Consider the following 20,336-nt stretch of genomic DNA (forward strand, 5'->3'; position numbering starts at 1 on the left):
CGTGCCAAAAGACTTCCGGGCCACGGCGCTCGAACGCGCTATTGGTCGGCAGCTGGCCGGGTGGCGCGCTGAGCGCGAGCTGAGCCTCACCGAGGCCGGGCAGCGCGTGGGTTTCAGCAGCGCCAAGCTGTCCATGATGGAGAACGCGGTGCAGCCGTCGGCGCCCGTGGACGTCATGGCGCTCGGGTACGTCTACAAGGTGCCGACCCCGGAGTGGCAAGCCGTGATGCTGCGAGCGCAGTACGCGGAACGCGCGCGGGGGCGCGTAGCGAACAACGGCGTGAACTTCGACCCGGCGGCGGATTTTGCGAATCTGGTGTTCGAGGCGACGGTACTGCGAGTTTTCTCGATGGATCTGGTGCCGACGGTGTTCCAGCTTCCCGGCTACACCGACGCGGTCATGCAGTCCGAGGATCCGGTGCGGACGGCTCGGCTGGCGATGGTGCGCGAAGCGTGGGCTTCGCGGTTGGGCGGCAGGGAACCGCTGAGGGTGCACGCGGTGTTCCCGGAGGCGGTGTTGTGGCATGCGGTCGGGGGACCGCGACTGATGAAGGCGCAGTTGCTGCACCTCATGGAGGTCAGCGAGCACGAGACGGTGAGTGTGCGGGTGTTGCCGCGGACTGCTGGGGCGTATCCGGCGATGGGGTCGCCGTTCACATTGCTCGGGTTCCCGCACCGGCAGCACAACGACGTGGCGTACCTGGAGACGTTCATCAAGGGGGAGTACGTCGAGGAACCGGGCCTGACGGCGCGGTGTGCGCAGCGGTTCGAGAGCCTGGAACAGGTGGCACTCGGGGCAGGGGAATCACTGGAACTCATCGCCGAAGCGGTCGAGACAGTGGCTTAGCACGACTTCGCAGCAGTATGGGAATCGTTGGAGGATCTTCGCACGTTTGGATGAACTCCAAGCACGTTCCTCGGGCGAAGGTGGGAACAAGCGTGTCATCGTGTACCCGACCACGTCAGTGATTGGGGTACTGATCGCTCCCATGGCGACGAACTGGCTGGTCAGGCCAATCTTCGACCGGGGGGACGGAGCGATGGCGACGGACTGGCTGCTCGTGGAGACGTTCGGCGGTCACCGGAGAGAGTCGACGGTGATGGCGGTTGGGCGTAATCCGAGAAACCTCGTTCCATTGCGAAATGTTCTGAGCCGTGGGCCATTTCTCTCGGACGTGCTGATTTTGATCGCTCGGGTGGTAGAGACCGGAAAGCCTCTCGAAGTCGACGCGACCTCGGGCAAGCGCCGAATCGTCGGCCATCCGCTGATCACGTACGGCGGAGGGGTCCACGGTGTCTTTGTGTGGGTTGGCCGGCCGGGCGAGGAACCTCCCGCGCGCGGCCTGGCCGGTGCGTGGCACATCAACCTCACCCAGCACGTCAGCAGCAGGTCGGACGATCTGCTGCAGCTCTACGGGACGAGTGCGAAGAACTGGCGGAACCAGCACGACCTGGCCGAACTGTTCGCCTACGGGCGCCTGCAAACGAACTCCGACGAGTCGAAGGCGCTAGCGCTTCTCGTCAACGCGACCATCGGGAACGAGCACCAAGCCACCTGGACGGTGACGCGGGACGACGGAGTTCGACGCGCGGTGCACTTCGCCTGCCGGTGTGTCGAGGTGCGGACCGGCGCGGGGCGGATCGAGCGCATCGTCCGCGGGATCACCCACGACATCGGCCCGGCCGAGAGCGTGCCGGCGGCACCTCCTCGAGCTCCCGTGCTGCTCGCTCAGCAAGTTCTCGCAGCTGAAGCGGCATCCGGCAGATGGCGTGCGATCGTCGATCTGCGCACGATGAGGCTGCTGAGGTGGATCGACGATCCGATGCCGGGAATCGCCTGGAAGCTCGAGGTCGCGCGTCGACCGGCGATTCATCGCGAGGATCTCCGGGCGGCTGCCAAGATTTCGGAGGAGCTTGCTTCCAGAGGGCGAGCGTGTGGCCTGCTGCGTCTTCGCTCCGAGTGCGACGACTGGATGGAGGTGGCCGTCGAAGCGGCACTCATGCTGCTCGATCAGCACACCACTGCCGCGCTGGTGACGCTGACCCTGCCTGACAGCGTTTGACTGTCATCGTTCGGTTGAGATGCCGGGGGATCATGAGCTGGTTCGAGAACAAGATCGCTGTGATCACCGGTGCCGGTTCTGGGATCGGGCGTGCCCTCGCCATCGAGCTGTCCCAGCGGGGGGCGCACGTCGCCCTGCTTGATCGAGATGCCGACGGCTTGGAGGCCACCGCCGACCAGTGCGACCACGGCAGCGTGATCACTCGAATGGTTGACGTCACCGACTGGGCCGCAATGCAGCAGGTCGCCGCTCTGGTGGGGGAGGAGTTCGGCGGGGTCGACGCCCTCTTCTCCGCGGCGGGCATCATCCATCGCGGCAGTCTGGTCGAGTCGGAGATCTCCGACATCCACAGCGTTATGGCGGTCAACTGGCTCGGGACCGTGCACACCGTGAAGGCGTTCCTTCCTCTTGTGACGGCTTCACGCGGGGCGCGAGTCGTCACCTTCTCGAGCGCGTACGGCTTGATGGCGACGTCGAAGTACGGCGCCTACAACTCGTCGAAGTTCGCGGTCCGAGGGTTCAGCGAGTCGTTGCGGCAGGAGTTGACCGAGTCGGGCAGCGATGTCTCCGTGACTTGTGTGTATCCCGGTGGCGTCCGGACGCCGATCGTCCGCAATGGGTTGTACGCCGCCAGCGAGCCGCGAGACGCAGTGGTGCGAAAGTTCGAGAAGAGCGTCGCGCGAACCGAGCCGAGAGAAGCGGCTCTCACTGTCCTAAGAGGAGTCGAGCGTCGTCGCGCCCGTGTCCTGGTCGGTACGGACGCACGTGCCGTCTCTGCCCTTGTCCACCTCTTGGGTGGCATCTATCAGGATCTGGTTCCAGCGGTGACACGGTTGCTGAGTCAGCGTCGATCGAGGAAGCCTCGGCGATGACGAACTGAGGTCAGGCCTGGACAGGACTTGACGTGATCCGGACCACTGCTTACGCTAGGCCAATCGGACTATTCCGATTGGGTTGGCTTTGTCGCTATCGAGCTGATCCCTGAAACGCAGATCTGAGGCAGCCCTGGGCTGGCCTCGAACGCGATCGGGGATCACGATGTCTCGGCGACCATCCGCTACTACCAGTAACCACCTTCCGCTGCTCCGCAACGTGTCGTTGCGCTTGCCGGCGTTGATCACTCCCTTCGGACTCTCATCTGCTGGAGGGCGTGATGTTCGCGTTGTCCTACGGCCTGCTTGGCTTGGCCTCTGGGCCGCTGTTGGTGCTCACCGCCTTCTCGATCACGCGGCGCGAGCCGGTGTGCTGGCCGTTGGTCAGCTGGCCCGCGAAGACCACTTCCCTTGCGGCGAGCCTGTTTCTGGGTTCCTCGCTGACGTATGTAGCGCTGGTGGCACCGCGATCCGCAGAGCCACTAGCTTGGCTGCTGATCGTGGGAACTGTGCTTGCCCTGGTCGATTGGACCTGCCATCTCTTGCCGCACAAGGTCGTCGGCGCGTTGTTCCTCGGTGGCCTGGCGTTGATCAGTGCCGAGGCCTTCTCGCAGCGCGACTTCGAGCCGCTGCTTCGAGCGGGAGTTGCCAGCGTCACTGTGTTCGTGGCCGGATTGGTTCTCTACCAGAGGTTTGCCGCCGAGCTCGGGTTCGGCGACGTCACGCTTGCCACGGCCTTGGCGCTGTACCTGGGTTGGTGCGGCTGGATGTATGTCGTTTTAGGACTCACCGTGGGTTTGCTGCTGGTGTGGGTCGTCATGCGCGTGTTGCTCATGGCGAAGCGGGTTGGTCGTCACGATCCAGTTGCGCTCGGGCCAGCGCTCCTCAGCGGAGCCGTCTACGTGATGTTGCAGGCCTGACGGAGGTTGCGTGATGTGCCTGCCGTTTGCGGAAACCGATCCTGTCATCGCTTACGAGGCGCCAAGGGCGCTTCACCGTGCCTGCGCGACCTTCGTGTTCATCGTGCTGCTCGCGCATGCCGAAGAACTTCGCCCGGAAGTCACTTTCACTCCGGGCGCACGAGTCGAGGTGGTCTCCGTGCCCCCAAGCGAGACCACCTCGACACCAACTTTCACCATGCCCACGTGGAGGCCGCGATGAAGAAGACCACGAAGTTGTTCGCGCTTGGCGGCGTGCTGGTAGCGGCAAGCGCATGCGATCGAGGACCTGCGCCGTCAACGTCGCCGACCGAGACGACCTCTGTTGCGAAGCTGGCCGAACTGGCCCGCACGAACGCGGTCGCCGCCTACCGAGGGATGTGGGAGGGCTTCGCCGACGCGGGCGGCACTTCGGACCCGGAATCACAGCTGCTCGATCAGTACGCGGCTGGCGTCGCGTTGGACAAGCTGAAACGAAGCCTGCGGTCGGATCGGGAGAAAGTCCTGGTGAGCAAAGGAAAACCGATCCTCGACCCGAAGGCGTCGGACGCGCAGCCGGCGGACGTTCCGACGAGGGTCGTGATCACCGACTGCGGAGACTCGACGAGCTGGCTCAAGTACCGCAAGGACAGCGAACTACTCGCCGACGACGTGCCGGGCGGACGGCGGCTCATCAAGGCCGCGGTCGACAAGCAGCCGGACGGCACGTGGAAGGTTTCGGATTACGCCGTCCACGAGATCGGGAGCTGTTGAGCGATGCGACGAACAATCGTTCCCATAGCACTTGCGGCAGCACTTCTCCTCCTGGTTGCTTCACCACCCGTGGCTGCCGATGATGCCTGGGGCGTAACCACTTGCGCTCAGGAGTCTTCGCCCTGGTGCCAGGTCTCGGCTGGAAGACGCCCGGACGGTTCGACGAGTCACGGTCAGCGCCCGGTGGGCGGCCAGGAACAGAACGGCGACGACAAACTGCTCGGCTGCCGGTACGTGCCCGCTGGACCAGGACCCGGCCAGGAGACGCCGAAGGAACCTGGCGGGTGGTTCATGCTGCTGTGCTCCCCGGATGGGAAAGATCCGGACTCCCGCGGTCCGATCTGGGTTCCAGCGGGCGCTGACGCTCCGCCGCCCAGCCCGGAGCAGGTCGCGGAAATGGCACGCAAGCGGTTGCGCCTGCCCATGCCGAAGATCCGCGCGAACCCGGCTGGAGAGCAGCTGGTCAACCTGCCCACCTGGATGTGGCTGGACCGGGACAGCTGGGGCGACATCTCGGCGACCGCGTCCGTGCCAGGTGTGTCGGTGACAGCCGTCGCGAGGCCCCTGTCCGCTACCTGGTCGATGGGCGACGGCAGCTCAGTGACGTGCACCAGCTCCGGTACGCCGTTCCCTTCCGGCGGTGACCCGAAGAGCGCCTCACCTGACTGCGGGCACACGTACAGGTCCTCATCAGCTGGGCGGCCGGCACAAGCCTTCCTGGTGAGCGTCAAGGTGCAGTGGGCCGTGACCTGGTCCGGCGCCGGACAGAGCGGGACGTTCCCGAACCTGTCGACCACCGCCTCGGCTTCGTTCCGCGTGGCTGAGAGCCAGGGGATCACGACCGGCTGACCAACTTCTCGTCCGCCTCGACAGGCGGTCCGCGCAATCACATCCGCTAGTTCAAGGCACGTCGAACCGCTGAGCCGACGTGTCGCGATGGAGTCATGCCAAAAGGGGGCCCGAAATGACCACGACCAACACCAAACCGCCGTCCCAACCCTCGACGTGGGTCGCACGCGACGGCAAGACGCGTAAGCGATGGACCGGCCGTCGCCGTCGGATTCCACACCTGCTGCTGGGACTCCTGCTGATTCCCGCCTGCGGCTTCGGAGGGGCGGTGCTCGCGACTGAGCTGGGAGACAGGGAGAGCGTTCTTGCCCTGGCACGGCCTGTCACGGCAGGCCAAGTCCTGGCCGCGCAGGACCTCCGGCCAATCGCCGTTGCGGTCGACGTGGGGATGGACGTGATCGTTGCTTCGGCCGCACCGACGACCGTCGGGCAGCCCCTCGCCTACAGCCTCCCCGAGGGGACCCTGGTGACGCGATCGATGCTCGGCACCCCGCAGATTCCCGAGCAGGGCAAGGCGATCGCTGCGGTCGGGCTCAAGCCTGGACAGTTTCCTCCCGACCTGGCCGCAGGTACGACCGTTGCCGTTCTGCTGGCACCAGACCAAGGGACACCGGACGTGGCCGCGAAGTCTTGGACCGCGGTGGTGCTCGGTGTCTCGGGGCGCGAGAACGAGCAGACCACCGTCGTCTCGCTGCGAATGTCCGAAACAGACGGTCGCGCGCTGCTGCTGGCGCCGGCCGGACAGGTGAGTCTGCTCGCGATCGCGGGAGGGAACCGCTGATGCTCGTCGCTGTCTGCTCCTTGAAAGCCTCTCCAGGTGCGACCACGCTCGCCGTGGCGCTTGGCGCCCGCTGGCCTGGTCCTGAGGTTCCAATCGTCGTCGAGGCCGACCCCGGCGGAGGTGACCTGCTCACCAGGTTCCGACTGAGCCCCGAGCCGACCCTGGTTGGCCTGGCCGCCTCGACTCGGACCCGTGGCAACGTCGACCCGGACCAGCTCGTCCAGCATGCTCAGTTCCTCCCTGGCGGACTTCGAGTGGTCCCTGGACCGGTCGGAGCTGAGCAAGCCCGCGCAGCACTGAGCTTGTTGGCGACAGGCCCGTCATCGCCATTGCGGCGCACTGGTGACCGGCCGGACACCGTCGTGATCGCCGACTGCGGGCGAGTGGATCCGGCTTCGCCGTCACTGTCGATCATCCGCAGCGCTGACGCGATGCTGCTCGTCGTGCGTCCGCGGGAGGAGGAACTCGCCCGTGTCGCGCTGAAGCTCCAGGCCGCCCAGCAGTGGTCGCCACGGCCTTGCCTGGTGCTGGTCGGGGGAGGCCTCAGCGCGAACCAGGTGTCCCAAGAGCTGCGCGTCCCGGTGATGGCACACCTCCCGCCCGACGTAAAGGGCGCGGAAGCTCTGTGTGGTCAGGGAAATGGCAGGAACGGACCGAAGAAGTCTGCTCTCGGCAGAGCCGCTCTCAAGCTCGCACTGAGTCTTCAAGCGCGCTTGAACGCCACCGTGCCACAGCCGCGAGAACCCGCCCGCCACTTGGCTCCGGTTGCCGCGCTGCAGCCGGTTGTGCCTCACCGAGACGGAGCTTCGTCATGACCTCGCCGAATTTCAACGGCACCAGCTTGGCAGGACCGTCCGAACTGCCTCACCACGTCGTCGGAGAGGCAGCAGCGGTGCAACGACTGCGCGATCACCTGCGCAGCGCACTCACCGAGCAGCTCGGCCAGCGCATCAACGGCGACGAAGCCGCTGAGCGACCACCGATGTCTGCGCAGGATCGTCGGCGTTTCGCGGAAGCGATCCTCACCGACGCCGCTGAGGCACACGCTCGCGCGGAACTCCACAACACCGCGGCCGGCGGCATGCTGGTCACGCCCGACGTGGAGCTGCGCCTGATCAAACAGGTGCTCGACGAGGTCTTCGGGTTGGCAGGTCTGGAGCCGCTGCTGGCCGACCACGAGATCGAGAACATCAACATCAACGGAGAGCGCGTCTTCGTCAGGTGCGCCGACGGCAGCCGCAAGCGCTTGCCGCCGGTGGTCGCCTCGGACACCGAGCTGATCGAGCTCATCCGAGACCTGGCCACCCGGTCCGGTGTAGAGGAACGCAGGTTCGACCGCGGCTCGCCGATCGTGAACTTCCAGCTGCCCGGCGGCGAACGGGTATCGGCCGTCATGGCTGTCACCGCACGGCCGTCGGTCTCGATCCGTCGCCACCGTTTCTCCAAGGTTGGCCTGCCGCAGCTGCGTGAGCTCGGCACCATCGACTTGGCGCTGGAGAGCTTCCTGTTCGCTCTCGTGCGCGCCCGCCGCAACGTTCTGGTCACCGGCGGCACGTCGATCGGCAAGACCACGATGCTCCGCGGTCTCGCATCGGCCGTCCCGTCGTGGGAGCGGCTCGTCACGGTCGAAGACGTCTTCGAACTCGGCCTCGGCGAGGACTCAGACCTCCATCCGGATGTCGTTCCGCTGCAAGCCCGCGAGCCGAACATCGAGGGCCAGGGCGGCATCTCGATGTCGGACCTGGTGTGGCAGTCGCTGCGGATGAGCCCCGACCGCGTCATCGTCGGCGAGATTCGCGGCCCTGAGGTCATCCCGCTGACCAACGCGATGTCCATGGGCAACGACGGCTCGATGGGCACCCTGCACTCCAGCTCCAGCCAGGGCGCGTTCACCAAGCTCGCTGCCTACGCCGTCCAAGGACCCGAGCGGCTGCCGATCGAGGCGACCAACCTGCTCGTCGCCTCAGCGCTGCACTTCGTTGTCCACCTGGACAAGCCGCGTGGCGACGACGGCAAACGCGTCGTGTCGTCCGTGCGGGAGGTGGTCGGGGCCGAAGGGGCGCAGATCATCAGCAACGAGTGCTGGAGCCCAGGCCCAGACCGGCGCGCGGTCCCGGCCGCGCCGTTGCGAACCGACACCGTCGAACTGCTCGTCGAGGCGGGCTACGACCCCGAACTGTGCGACCGACGCGACGGCTGGTGGACGCCATGACCACGACCACGCTGCTCTTCGCCCTGCTCGGCGCTGGCGCCGCTACCGGTGTCCTGCTCGTCGTCATCGGCCTGCGCGGCCAGCCCGGAGGCGAGGCACGACCGGCCGCCCGTGCAAAGCACCTCGACCAGAAGATCGTCGGTCGCCTCGCCGTCGCGCTGCTCGTCGGCATCGGGGTGGGGATGTTCACCGGCTGGGTGGTGGGCGCCGCTCTGTGCGCAGCCGCGGTGCTCGGCCTTCCGCGGATTCTGGCGTCGAACGTCGACCACCAACGGCAGCTCGAACGCATCGAGGCGATCGCCGGCTGGACGGAGATGCTCCGCGACACGCTCATGGCCGCGGCCGGTCTTGAACAGGCGATCATCGCCACCGCGTCCACCTGCCCGGAGCCGATCCGGGACGAGATCACAGCCCTCGCGATGAGGCTGGAACGCGGCGAGCGCCTGGCGCCAGGCCTCCGTGAACTCGCCGAGCAGCTGCACGACCCGACTGCGGACCTGGTCATCTCCGCACTCGTACTGGCTTCCGACCACCAAGCCCGCAAGCTCGCGGACCTGCTTGGCGAGCTCGCTGTCGAGGCACGGGAGCAGGCGACGATGCGGATGCGCGTGGATGCCGGGCGCGCTCGCAGCCGGACCAGCGTGCGGCTGATCGTCATCACGACGCTCGTGTTCGCCGCCGGCCTTGTGCTGTTCAACCGCGACTACCTCCGCCCGTTCGACTCCCCGGTCGGCCAGCTCGCGCTCCTGCTCGTCGGCGCGCTGTTCGCCACGGCATTCGCCTGGATGACGAAGATCTCGCGGTTCCGCGAACCGGACCGATTCCTCACCGAGCTGGGCTCGATCCGCACGCCTGAGTCCGTTGTGGACGAAGCGGCCAGTAGCAAGGGAGCGACGACATGATCAGCATGGCGCTCTGGGGAGCCGGAATCGGGATCGGGCTGTGGATGCTCGCGGCGTACGTCTTCCCGCCACGGCCGTCGCTACGCGCGCTGGTCGACCAGCTGCAGGCCGAGCCCTCACCTGCTCCGATCCTCACCACCAGCTCCAACGGCTGGGCCTCGGCCTTCGGCAAGCCGTTCGTGAACGCCCTGTCTTCGCTCGGATTGCCCAGCAAAGCGCTTCGAGGTGACCTTGCGGTCGTTGGCAAAGCCGTTGACGACCACCTGGCCGAGAAAGCCGCCCTCGCGGTGACCGGAAGCCTCCTGCCCCCGCTCATGCAGCTGGTGCTGTTGGTCGCCGATGCAGGAATCGGCTGGCAGTTCCCCTTCTTGGCAAGCGTTTCGCTCGCAGTTGGAGGCTTCTTCCTGCCGGACGTCCACGTTCGCCGCGAAGCTGAGCAACGCCGCTCGACGTTCCGACACGCCTTGTCCGCGTACCTCAACCTGATCCGGGTCCTGCTGGCGGGCGGAGCAGGTGTCGACGGAGCGCTGAACGTCGCGGTTGGAGTCGGCAAAGGCTGGTCGTTCGAGCAGCTTCGCAGGGCCCTCGTGACCGCCAAGCTCACCCGGAGCACACCCTGGGCCGCCCTGCGTCAGCTCGGCACCGAGCTCGGCGTAAGACCGCTCACGGAGCTCGCCGCCTCGGTGAGCCTCGCCGGCACGGAAGGCGCTCGGGTTCGCGCCAGCCTCGCGGCGAAAGCCGGAGCTCTCCGCACGAGGGAGCTGGCTCTCACCGAGGCCGAGGCACAGGCGGCCACCGAACGAATGAGCTTGCCGGTCGTCGTGCTTTGCGCCGGGTTCTTGATCTTCATCGGTTTCCCGGCAGTTCTGAACGTCTTGGAAGGGCTCTAAAGGGTCCTACCAGCCACTTAACGCAGCTAGGAGGGGTTCATGTTCATCGAGATCCAGATTCTCGTCCTCTACTTCGAAGCCGGTCTGGAGAAGGCGCGCCGCGACGATCGGGGCTACTCGACCGAGTTCGTCGTGACCACCGCGCTGGTGGTGGCCGCGGCGATCGCGATCGTGGCGGTCATCGTGGCCAAGGCCATCCAGAAGGCCAACAGCATCGAGTTGTAGGCGATGACGATGCTCAAGCTCATCCAGCGCGCTCGCCGCGATCAGCGAGGAAGCGGCACAGCCGAGCTCGCGATCACCGCACCGCTGTTGTTCCTGCTGTTCCTGTTGATCGCGCAGTTTGCGCTGTACATGCACGCGGCCCACATCGCACAAGCCGCAGCAGCACAAGGCTTGTCCTCCGCCCGCGTCCTGGGCGGGAGCGCTGGTGCCGGCGCAGCAGCAGGGGAGCGGACGCTCGAACAGCTCGGTAGCCGAACGCTACGTGGCGCAACGGTCTCCGCACAACGCGGTCCAGCACAAGCCTCCGTCCAGGTCCAGGGGAAGGCGGTCAGCGTGGTTCCGTTCCTGTCTCTCGCGGTGCACGCAGAAGCTGTCGGCCCCGTCGAGAAATTCACCCCGGCGGTGTCGCCGTGAGGCCCGCGATACGAGCACGGCTGCGAGACGAACGAGGCTCCGCCGCAGCCGAACTGGCCTTGGGAGCACCGCTTCTGGTTCTCCTGCTGCTGTTCGTGGTGTTCTGCGGCCGACTGGCGACCACGCAGGTACGGATCAGCGACGTCGCGCACCAAGCCGTTCGAGCGGCAACATCAGCTCGAACACCGGCCCAGGCCACCGCCGCAGCGCACGAGACCGCTGCCTCGGCGCTCGCGGCCTCCGGTGTCACCTGCCGGTCGTTGGCCGTCGCAATCGACACGGCCGGACTCCGGCCCGGCTCCACGGTCACCGCGACCATCTCGTGCACCGTCGACCTCAGCGACTTGTCGGGGCTCGGACTACCCGGAAGCCGCACTCTCACCTGCACATTCTCCTCGGTCGTCGACACCTGGCGCGGAACGTCGGGAGCCGCGCCATGAGGACGCTCGAACGACTACGCGCTGACCAACGCGGCCAGGTCACCGCCTACGTGGTCACCGTCGCGGTCGCCGTGCTCGCGTTCGGCGGCCTCGTCCTCGACGGCGGACTCGCGCTCGCCGCGAAAGTCCAGGCGATGGGACAGGCGCAAGAAGCCGCCCGTGCCGGAGCACAGGAAATCGACCTGGCCGCCTACCGGGTTGACGGCACCCTGCGCCTCTTACCGGCCCGAGCCACCGCTGCGGCTCGGAATCACCTCGCCGCTTCACGCCACACCGGATCGGTCTTGGTCACCGGCAACACCGTCACCGTGACCGTGACGATCCACCAACGCTCCCAGCTCCTGGGCCTCTTTGCCGTCGACACGATCACGGTCACCGGCCGCGGCGAAGCACAACCGCAACGCGGAATCTCTTAGCAGGAAGGAAACCGGAGATGGCAACGACTGACGACATCGCCCGCCGCGTCAAGGAAGCCGACTCCTCACGCAGCGCGAAACGAACGAAAGCAGCCCTGCTCGTCGGCGAGCTCGCGCACGAGCGCACGGCGGTGCTCCAGCGGCTCACTGAGATTGACCAGCAGATCGGTGACGTGATCATCGACAACAACGACGTGATCGCCATCGATGAACTGGCCGCCTTCACCGAGACTCCTTCCACGGACCTCGAACAGATCGTCAGCGCTCGCAAACCGAACCGCGGAAGGCGCAAGCGGCGAACAGCAGTTCCGTCCATGACGGCCCCTGACGCAGCTGATTCCATTGCACCGCAGGAAACCGATACGCCATGACCAACGATTCGACGATGGCGCTCAGGGTCACGGTGCTCGCTTGTGTCCGTCTGGTGCGAGGATCGTTGGCGCTCGTCGCGTTGTCCACGCTCGTGGCCGGCCTGCCCTGGGCTTTGGCGCACTTCGTCGGCTGGCCACTGCCAGACCACCTACCGACGTGGGACGAAACTCAGGCCACGTTGCTCAACCCAATGAGCAGCCAGCTCTTCATCAACCTGCTCGCGATCGTCTGCTGGATCTCCTGGCTCTGCTTCGTCCTGGCCGTCCTTCGCTCCATCATCGATGTTCTCCGCGGCATGACCTGGGAAGCAACTCGGGCACGAGGGCCGTTGCAAGCACTCGCCAGCACCCTCATCGGTGCCGTCGTGCTGACCCTCCTGACCAACCGCGCGCTGGCAACCACACCTGTTGCTGGGCCGGATGTTCGCTTCCACGAGCCGACATCCGTCAGAGCGGTCGCGCCCACGGTGCCGGGCCCTGTCGCGCAGAACGCCGCGCTGCCCGCAGAGACCGAGTTGGTGATCGATCGCGTGGCGCCTGCACCGCCCGGCCTCGTGCGAGTCGTTGACGAGATCCGGCTTCCGCACGACGGGATCTACGACAGCTTGTGGAGGGTCGCCGAACGCGTCTACGGGCCAGGCGGCGGCGAACGCTGGCCTGAGCTCTTCCAGCTCAACTGTGGAGTCGTACAGGCGGACGGGCGTTCCCTCACCAATCCCGACCTTGTGCGACCAGGCTGGAAGATCGCCGCCTACGTGCCAGAACTGGCGGGAGGCCGGCCGTCGCAACAACTCCCACCTTCAACTAACGAAGCACCAAGCACAGCTACTGCACCAGCCCAGGTGGAGCAGGTCGCCGAGCCACGTGATGATCAGGCGGTGCAGGGGGTCGACCTAATGCCTGCCGTGTACATGAGTGCCGGCCTGGCGGGGGCGATCTCGGCCGTGCTGGTGGCCACGCAGATGCGACGGCGACGTCGGTACCAGCTCGGCAGCGGGGAACGCGCGGACCTTCGTCGGCCGACAGCTCCTGCAGTCCGCGCGCTGCAAGTCGTCTGCCAGAACTTCGATCCGTCCCGACGCGAGATTCGTTTGATCGGAGCAGGCGAGACCGAGTCGTACGGCGGACCGATGCTCGTGCCCGCAGCGGTCGGTTCGAGGCCGGGAGGCGAGTTCGCCGTGAACCTCGCCAGCACGCGCGGCATCGGGTTGGCCGGACCAGGCGCGACCGCGGCGGTCCGAGCGCTACTCCTGCACATCCTGGCGAAGCAGCAGGGGCACGAGAACCTTCGTGTGCTCGTGCCCGCCCAAGACCTCCACCTGCTCTTCGAAGGGCTTAATGCTGAACGGCTTCCAAAGGCTGTGGAAGTCGCTAACTCGCTGGACGCAGCGCTCGATGAGATGGAGGCGAACCTGCTCACTCGCGCACGTCGCGCAGACGGCGAACCTCGGACTCCTTCGCCCGCCGTCGTGCTGGTCGCCTGCCCCGCCGCACACGCCGAACGCCGACTTCAAGCAGTGCTGGACAACGGATCCACTCTCGGCCTCGCAGGCATCCTCCTTGGCCAGTGGCGGCCAGGAGCGACAGTTGTAGTTCGAGCTGACGGGACGGTGAGCGCCACCAGTTCGGGCCTCGGTGACGCGTTCGCCGGTGCGAGGCTGTTTCACCTGCCGGCCACGGAGGCCGCGGACCTGCTCACTGTTCTTCGAGAGGCCGAAATCGACCTCGGCGTTCCGGGCACGTCAAGCGGTGATCAAGCTGACCTTGAGCCAAGGCCGTCAGTTCCCCAACCTCGTCCGCGCGTGGTGGCGGACAACATCACTGATGCCGCGGCTTCCGCGGAACCTCGTCTGTTGGTGAAGGTGTTCGGCCGGTTCGAGCTTGTGTTCGTGCAGGCAGACTCCGAGGTTCGCGAGCTCAACGGCCTGCTCACTCCGAAGCATCGTGAAGTCCTTGTCCACCTGGCACTGCATCCACAGGGCGTGCGTCGAGAGGCCCTGAACGAGGCCGTGTGGCCCGACAGCAGGCCGCCGCGCCCGTACAACTCGTTCCACAACGCGTTGTCCGTGCTTCGCCGCGTGCTCGCGGACGCTACGGACGGCGTGATGACCGACCTCGTGTTGAACGACGACGGCCGCTATCGGCTGAATGACGAGCTTGCGGATGTAGACCTCTGGCAGTTCCGTCGGGCACTCCAGGGATCGCAGCTGCAGACCGCTGTTGACCTCTACACGGGCGACCTCGCTGAAGATCTGTCATCTCCCTGGCTTGAACCGCTTCGAGAGTCCGCGCGTCGTGATGTGCTGGACGCTCTTGGCGCCTTGATCAGCGAGCACGGTGGTGCAGATCCCAAGACCGAACTCCTGCTGCTTGAGCGGGCGCGCAAGCTCGATCAGTACAACGAAGGCGTCTACCGCGACATCATGCGCACCCAGGCTCGACTGGGGCAGCACAGCGCGGTTCCGCGAACGCTCGCCTTGCTGACCGCCACGCTCAGCGAGATCGACGCAGAACCCAGCGTCGACACGTGCAACCTCGCCGAACTTCTCCGCCAGCAGACCGTCTCAGTCGATCGCGCAGCCGCGTCCTGAGCCGCTGCGGCCCTTCGATTTTCCAGCTCTACCAACCATTTTCCAGATTGGAGCCATTCCGATGAACCGTCGACTCGCCAGCGTGCTCAGTGCCGTAGCCATGTTCGCCGCGGCCGCTATCGCTGATCCTCAGGAGGCTGATGCTTCCGCCAGAATCATGCCGTCACCCGGATGCGGCTTCGTTCCGTTGCCCCAACCGGTCGGAGAACTCACGGCGCGCTATTTCCACTGCGCTGACAGCTTCATCCTCATCAAGTTCCACTGGAGCGGAGGAAACACCGGGACGGCGTGCGAATCGCCCTGGGCCCAACACCCCTTCTTCCGCTCTGGCGGGCAAGTGGTCGTCAACGCCTACTACGTCCCCACGCCGCCCAACCTGATCGGACCGCCTGGGAACCAGATGTGCTCTGTGTCGCAACCTCGTGTCTAATAGCAATGCTGAGTGGAGGGCAGTCGGTGCTTGCTGATTTCCCGGGTAGTATATGGGGTAGTGCGATAAGTGCAATCATGCTCATCTGCTTGGCATGTTTGAAAGGCCCATGATTCGGCCCCTTTGGTTCTGTTTGTCACGTTCGAAATACGTGGCGCCTCCGTGACCCAGGTCGCCGAGGCGCCACGCTCATGAGTGGCCCCGCTGGGCTTCCCGAGCACGGTCCTCTCCGGCTTCCCTCTAGGCGGGAAGCCCCTGGTGCGGTCGACTTCGCTGGTCAAAGGCGGTCTTAGGGCTACCCGCGTAGCACCCGACTCGGTGGCCGACAGGCGTTGGAACAGTCGACTTGGCTGGTGGTCGGCCCGCGTAACCTCTGACCCCTTGGTTGCCTTGAGTGCGATGGTCTCCGTCTCTTCGTTCCCCACTTTCCACCGCCCAAGAATAGTTTAATGCGTGCGTTCGCATTTACTGCTGGCTGGTGCGCTCTGCATGATTGAAATCGGGTCAACGGCGAACGGGAGGCATGCCGGCGGATGAATGATCATTTCGGGTGAGGCAGGAAATTGGGGGTTGCAAAGTGTCGACTGTAGGAGTGTACTTCTACATGTCGACTCAACGACCAGAGGTCAACACTCTGATTTGAGAAGGGTGAGGATCAGGGCACGGCGTCCCTGTGAGCCCTTTCGATTCGGTCAGCGCCTCGCTTGTTGGTGTCGGTGGCAGCGATCAGTCCTGAAAGCGCGAGCGACGGCTCTTGAACGTCTATTTGCGCTGGGTTGAATCGCTACGTCATTCAGCCAATCTCTCTCGCCAAGCGGAGTGCTGCCATGACTATGACTCTGATCGATTGGTCTGCCCGTATTAGTGCGATGGCAGATGCCTTGTCGGTGCTGGACGGCGGTTTCTCTGTCGATCCCCGCGACGGTTCGGACGTTCGTTGCGGTTACGCGGTTGCAGTGCATCCGGAGCATGAGTGTGTCTACGAACGTCGCGTGACCAGCAGTGACATCCATGAGTACGTATCGGCGGTGAAGGGTGCCCTTTCGCTGCCGGGCCGTGTCCTCGGAGGCTGGTGCGACCCCATGACTGGTCGGGTCTACCTCGACGTTTCGGTGGTGACGGCGGACCTGTCCGAAGCGATCACGCTCGCTGCGGAAACCGGTCAACTCGCGATCTTCGATTTCGCTGCCATGACGTCGATTCCGGTTCCTGCCCCGTCTGTGGCGTGAATCCTGAGGACTCCGGGGGCTGAGCTGCCATGCCTGAAACCCATGCGCACCCGTGGTTCCGGGTGCATCCGGTAGGCCACCAGAACATCGTGTGGCACTGGAACCAGGCCACGCGTGACGAGATCGCGCAAGGGATGCGCTGGTACTCCGACGCGCACCACGTGGCGACCGTCATCGCCGGTGGCAACGCCCATCTCGGCGCCGGAATGCTCGCGATCTACTCGCCGCAACAGGGGTGGATCGGCAACGTCCTTAACGCTGCCCGTGTCCTGCGTGAGGGCAAGGGGATCGGTGGGCCCGGCTGCGGGATGTTCGCCACGACCGGGCAGAAGCGCGCGGCGGATCGGCTGCTCAACGGGGAGCGTTACGAGGACATCCTGAGCGGCCCGAAGATCCGCGACTTCGCCCACCTGATCGAGTTCGGCGGAGACCGGGATCCAGATGACCCGCGCGTGGTGATCGACCGCCACGCACTGTCTGTGGCGCATGGCCGGGCGCTCATGTCCGAGCAGTACGAATCTGCGCCCGTGAACGGGTCCCGCCGTAAGGACGGCTCGATCTCCCGCCGGCACTACGACCACGTGGTGAGCCTGTACCACCGCGCGGCAGAACGGATCTCTGCACTTGCAGGCGAGCACATCTCCGCCCACCAGGTGCAGGCGGTGACCTGGTTGGTCCGCCAACGGCTCAACCAGGAAGCGGAGCAGCGACGCGGTCCGAACCGCTTGGACAAGGGCCGCAACCACGCTCGCGCCAACTCAGAGCGCGCGTGGAACGAGTTCCGGACCACCTACCTGCCCAACCTGGCCATGTGCCCTGGAACGGGATACCAGTCAGCCGCCTAAGTGAGGTCTCACAATGAGTCGCAACCGGTCAGCCACCCATGACGCCCTTCGCACGGAGCTCGAGAAGGAACGAGAGCGCGTCCGCTCCCTGGAGACGGTGAACCGCCTGCAGGCTGACAGCCTCACGAGCTTGAGCGATCTCGCGGGGAAACTCCGCTGTCAGGTAGCTGACCTGCATGACGACACGTTGAGTTCAAAGCCCATGTCGGCAAAGGGACTGCGCAACGTCACGGGACGCATGAGCGGTTTGGCAGACACACTGAGTCGCGCGGCAAGCGGCTATTCCGGGGTCCGGACCACGGACATGATCTACCCGACCGTTGACGATGATCTTCGCGCTCACAGGTGGACCCCGCGCCCGGACCGACGACTGGACGGCGCGTTGCCGCCGGTCCCGATCACTGAGCTGCTCGATCGACGCGGATACGCGCGCGGATGGCATCGCGGCCCGCAGTGGATCACGTTGTGGTTCACAAGTCCGAGCTCGTTCGCGTTCGCAGACAGCAGTGATCACGGTCGGCTCAACGACGCTGACACCGTCCGTGTCTTGATCACCTCTCATCGGCCGCTGACCCCTGACGAACTCACGGATTGGGCTGCTGCACAACAGGAGTCGCACGCTGTCCCGTTTGACGCCCCTTACGGCCGTGCGGTTCAACACGTGGGCCTCTGCTGGGGTGGCGCGCTTGAGAGCCACCGTTGCGACGAACACGGTCATCCTGCACCCGACGGGCCTGGTTGCAGGTCAGTGTGGGCCTGCCCGAGCGACCCCGATTTCAGGCTCTGTGTATGGGGCATAGGAGATGCGCCGGCACATGTCACCTACTGGGCTGGGCCCGTGGTCGACATGGCACACCTCGTTCAGATCACCGGGCACTGCCGCTGATCAGACTCACAAACCCTTTCGCTGGCAAGAACCCCTTGCTCAGCACCTATGTGGACGGAGAAGAACGTGAAGGACCAGAGCAACCCCCAAACCTCGAACGAATGCCGCACGCCGCACCTCACGGCCGACGACACGTGGTGCATGTGGCTCGAATCATGGGACATGCGCTGCTTCTGGGCAACAGTCGCCCACGAACGAACCGTTACGCGAGATGGCACTGACACCACCGCCGATGAGGTTCTCGACTGGAACGTCGAACTGATCGAAGACGAGAGCGGCGACCGTTTCACGTTGGACCACAACATGATGCTCGCGACCATGCGCCGCATCGTGAGCGAGCGCGATTCCGTCCAACTGTCGGACGAGATCACTGGCCAGATCGTCGACGTGCTGGAAGCCGACAGCCACGACGCCGCCACCGACGCGCTCTGACAGCTCGACTGCGTCGGCTTCGACGTGATCGTTCAGTTCGCCACCCTCGGTCAAGTCGTCTACGGATGACGGAACCGACACGACACTCGTCAGGAGAGTTGATCATGTCGTCACCCGACGTGCTTCGCGCCCGCCTGTTCCTCTCGCGCGCAGTGGAACCGCCCGCACCTGCCGTGCACCACTTCGTCGCCGTGCACGGCCCCGTTGACGCCGTTTCTCGCATCCGAAACGGTGCCGCTCCGGCTGCGGTCCTCTTCGAGGTTGCTCGGCAGGACCCACAGATAGAAGACGACTTGCGGGCCATCGACAACGGCGCGGCCCGTCTGCTGGTCCCGGAGGACGAGGAATGGCCGCTGGGCCGGCTGTCCGCTCTGGTGGGCCACGGCGTCCCGCTGGCCCTTTGGTTGCGCGGCAAGGCTTCGCTGACCGAGCTGACCAACACCGCCGTCACGATCACAGGCAGCCGTACGTCTTCTGCTTACGGCAACACCATTGCCGCACATTTCGGCGGTGCGCTGGCGGATGCCGGTGCGGCGGTTGTCAGCGGCGGGGGCCTCGGAGTGGACGAGGCTGCCCACCACGGCGCGCTTGCCGCAAACGGCCCGACAGTTGTAGTCCTGCCGTGCGGTGTGGATCGAGCCTATCCACATCAGCACGTCCGCCTGTACGAGCAGATTGTTGATCAAGGTGGTCTGTTGGTCAGCGAGTACCCGATCGGTGCAGTGCCGATCCGAGCCCGCTTCCGCGCGCGGTGCCGCCTGCTGGCAGCACTGACGGCGGCGACCGTGATCGTTGAAGCTGGACGACGTAGCGGCGCGCTCACGGTCGCTGGTGTCGCAAATGATCTAGGCCGGCGGGTGTACGGCGTCCCCGGGCCGATCCACTCCGCCACATCGACCGGGGTGAACGAACTCCTTCGTGTCGGTGCCGCCACGGTGGTGACTTCGCTCGACCACGTCCACTACCGGGAGGGCTTGCGATGACCAGCTCAGAGCCGTTTCGTGCGGCCCTCGCAGCGGTGTCGTTGCCAGCCGACTGGCAGGTCGAGGTGGTGATACGCCCGCGACGTCGCCGACTCGGGCTTGAGGTCAAGCCAGGCGGCGCGGTCCTGGTCCTGGTCCCGCCGACCACAGACCCGCGTCTGATCACGTGGTTCGTCACCTGCAAACGGCAGTGGCTCACCGAGAAGGTGAAGATCGCCACGCAGTTGGCGCCCGCCCACCCGATCAAAGAGTTCATTGACGGGGAGGAGTTCCGTCTCTACGGGGTCAGCTATCGGCTTCGGCTCGTTGACCACGCGCCCGCGGGTGTCGAGCAGCTGCCGGCGTTCGCCCCAGAAGGGATCTTGTACGTACGTCGGCAGCCGCCGGCCCAGATACGCCGAGCGATCGTCAGCCTCTACCGCAAGATCGGGCTGGCATGGCTGCAACAGCACGGGCGCCAGTACGAGCTGGACGGCCAGATCTCGAACCTGACTTACGTCGTCCGCGACCTCGGTCGCCGTCACTGGGGTCTGTACTACACCCCGCCCAAGCACATCGTCGCCGCGCACTGGGCGGCGTTCAGCCTGCCTGTGCGGCTCGTTGAGTACCTGCTGGCTCACGAGATGGCGCACGCCACCAGCCCCGCTGGACGTTCGCACGGCCCTGCCTGGCAACGACAGATGAACCAGTGGATGCCGGACTGGCGGCGGCGTCAGGTCGAACTCGTTGAGGCCGGCCGACACGCCTGGCTGGGCGGTTGGAACCGACCCTCGTGAACTCGCCGCGGAGCCTGCTGGTGTCGAGCTGAGGTGTT

At 65.6% G+C, this 20,336-nt stretch carries 22 protein-coding genes; all 22 read left to right on the plus strand.

The genetic code is table 11. From position 1 onward, the window contains the following. The first annotated feature begins 1 nt into the window (after position 1). The 22 genes from DFR72_RS24830 to DFR72_RS24935 all read left to right on the plus strand — a co-directional run bounded on the left by DFR72_RS24830 (position 2) and on the right by DFR72_RS24935 (position 20,298). Positions 2-847 carry a helix-turn-helix domain-containing protein gene (locus DFR72_RS24830; RefSeq protein ID WP_090066875.1) on the plus strand — a complete coding sequence of 282 codons (846 nt, stop codon included), beginning with the start codon at positions 2-4 and terminating at the stop codon, positions 845-847. Positions 848-947: 100 nt separating this feature from the next. Then, positions 948-2,063, plus strand: a complete 1,116-nt coding sequence (locus tag DFR72_RS24835) for a GAF domain-containing protein (protein ID WP_143086762.1) — start codon at positions 948-950, stop codon at positions 2,061-2,063. A 32-nt stretch (positions 2,064-2,095) separates the two neighbouring features. Then, a complete protein-coding gene (locus DFR72_RS24840; RefSeq protein ID WP_090066877.1) occupies positions 2,096-2,935 on the plus strand; it encodes an SDR family NAD(P)-dependent oxidoreductase in 840 nt (279 codons plus the stop codon). A gap of 281 nt (positions 2,936-3,216) precedes the next feature. After that, complete coding sequence (locus DFR72_RS24845; RefSeq protein ID WP_143086763.1) at positions 3,217-3,855, plus strand: prepilin peptidase; 639 nt, start codon at positions 3,217-3,219, stop codon at positions 3,853-3,855. A gap of 225 nt (positions 3,856-4,080) precedes the next feature. Continuing rightward, complete coding sequence (locus DFR72_RS24850) at positions 4,081-4,626, plus strand: hypothetical protein (protein ID WP_245983470.1); 546 nt, start codon at positions 4,081-4,083, stop codon at positions 4,624-4,626. 183 nt (positions 4,627-4,809) lie between these two features. Then, positions 4,810-5,475, plus strand: coding sequence for a hypothetical protein (locus DFR72_RS24855; RefSeq protein ID WP_211335521.1), 666 nt, complete (start codon positions 4,810-4,812; stop codon positions 5,473-5,475). Between the two features lie 115 nt (positions 5,476-5,590). Continuing rightward, entirely contained in the window at positions 5,591-6,256 is a 666-nt protein-coding gene (locus tag DFR72_RS24860) for an SAF domain-containing protein (protein ID WP_143086764.1), read from the plus strand. Between the two features lie 811 nt (positions 6,257-7,067). Then, a complete protein-coding gene (locus tag DFR72_RS24870; RefSeq protein ID WP_090066881.1) occupies positions 7,068-8,468 on the plus strand; it encodes a TadA family conjugal transfer-associated ATPase in 1,401 nt (466 codons plus the stop codon). Continuing rightward, a complete protein-coding gene (locus DFR72_RS24875) occupies positions 8,465-9,370 on the plus strand; it encodes a type II secretion system F family protein (protein ID WP_090067088.1) in 906 nt (301 codons plus the stop codon). Before DFR72_RS24870 ends, DFR72_RS24875 begins: the two co-directional genes overlap by 4 nt. After that, on the plus strand, positions 9,367-10,260 hold the full coding sequence (locus DFR72_RS24880; RefSeq protein ID WP_090066882.1) for a type II secretion system F family protein: 894 nt from the start codon (positions 9,367-9,369) through the stop codon (positions 10,258-10,260). The genes DFR72_RS24875 and DFR72_RS24880 overlap by 4 nt, the downstream gene beginning before the upstream one ends. 39 nt (positions 10,261-10,299) lie before the next feature. Next, a complete protein-coding gene (locus tag DFR72_RS24885) occupies positions 10,300-10,485 on the plus strand; it encodes a hypothetical protein (protein WP_090066883.1) in 186 nt (61 codons plus the stop codon). 3 nt (positions 10,486-10,488) lie between these two features. Then, positions 10,489-10,899 carry a TadE/TadG family type IV pilus assembly protein gene (locus tag DFR72_RS24890; RefSeq protein WP_090066884.1) on the plus strand — a complete coding sequence of 137 codons (411 nt, stop codon included), beginning with the start codon at positions 10,489-10,491 and terminating at the stop codon, positions 10,897-10,899. Beyond that, positions 10,896-11,339, plus strand: a complete 444-nt coding sequence (locus DFR72_RS24895) for a TadE/TadG family type IV pilus assembly protein (protein WP_090066885.1) — start codon at positions 10,896-10,898, stop codon at positions 11,337-11,339. The genes DFR72_RS24890 and DFR72_RS24895 overlap by 4 nt, the downstream gene beginning before the upstream one ends. Before the next feature lie 50 nt (positions 11,340-11,389). Beyond that, complete coding sequence (locus DFR72_RS24900; RefSeq protein WP_245983472.1) at positions 11,390-11,755, plus strand: hypothetical protein; 366 nt, start codon at positions 11,390-11,392, stop codon at positions 11,753-11,755. Positions 11,756-11,772: 17 nt separating this feature from the next. After that, positions 11,773-12,126, plus strand: a complete 354-nt coding sequence (locus DFR72_RS24905) for a hypothetical protein (RefSeq protein WP_090066887.1) — start codon at positions 11,773-11,775, stop codon at positions 12,124-12,126. Beyond that, positions 12,123-14,717, plus strand: a complete 2,595-nt coding sequence (locus tag DFR72_RS24910; RefSeq protein WP_090066888.1) for an AfsR/SARP family transcriptional regulator — start codon at positions 12,123-12,125, stop codon at positions 14,715-14,717. The genes DFR72_RS24905 and DFR72_RS24910 overlap by 4 nt, the downstream gene beginning before the upstream one ends. A gap of 157 nt (positions 14,718-14,874) precedes the next feature. Then, a complete protein-coding gene (locus DFR72_RS47955) occupies positions 14,875-15,147 on the plus strand; it encodes a DUF6355 family natural product biosynthesis protein (protein WP_369679971.1) in 273 nt (90 codons plus the stop codon). 833 nt (positions 15,148-15,980) lie between these two features. Continuing rightward, complete coding sequence (locus DFR72_RS45040) at positions 15,981-16,376, plus strand: hypothetical protein (RefSeq protein WP_143086765.1); 396 nt, start codon at positions 15,981-15,983, stop codon at positions 16,374-16,376. 29 nt (positions 16,377-16,405) lie between these two features. After that, a complete protein-coding gene (locus DFR72_RS24920) occupies positions 16,406-17,221 on the plus strand; it encodes a DUF7178 family protein (RefSeq protein WP_114773757.1) in 816 nt (271 codons plus the stop codon). A 952-nt stretch (positions 17,222-18,173) separates the two neighbouring features. Further along, on the plus strand, positions 18,174-18,539 hold the full coding sequence (locus DFR72_RS24925) for a hypothetical protein (RefSeq protein ID WP_143086766.1): 366 nt from the start codon (positions 18,174-18,176) through the stop codon (positions 18,537-18,539). Positions 18,540-18,643: 104 nt separating this feature from the next. Further along, positions 18,644-19,522 (plus strand): DNA-processing protein DprA, encoded by an 879-nt coding sequence (gene dprA, locus DFR72_RS24930; RefSeq protein ID WP_170176384.1) that lies wholly within the window; start codon positions 18,644-18,646, stop codon positions 19,520-19,522. Further along, entirely contained in the window at positions 19,519-20,298 is a 780-nt protein-coding gene (locus DFR72_RS24935; RefSeq protein ID WP_090066893.1) for a M48 family metallopeptidase, read from the plus strand. Before dprA ends, DFR72_RS24935 begins: the two co-directional genes overlap by 4 nt. Positions 20,299-20,336: the final 38 nt, after the last annotated feature.

It is taken from the genome of Lentzea flaviverrucosa (assembly GCF_003350445.1).
Taxonomy (GTDB): domain Bacteria; phylum Actinomycetota; class Actinomycetes; order Mycobacteriales; family Pseudonocardiaceae; genus Lentzea; species Lentzea californiensis.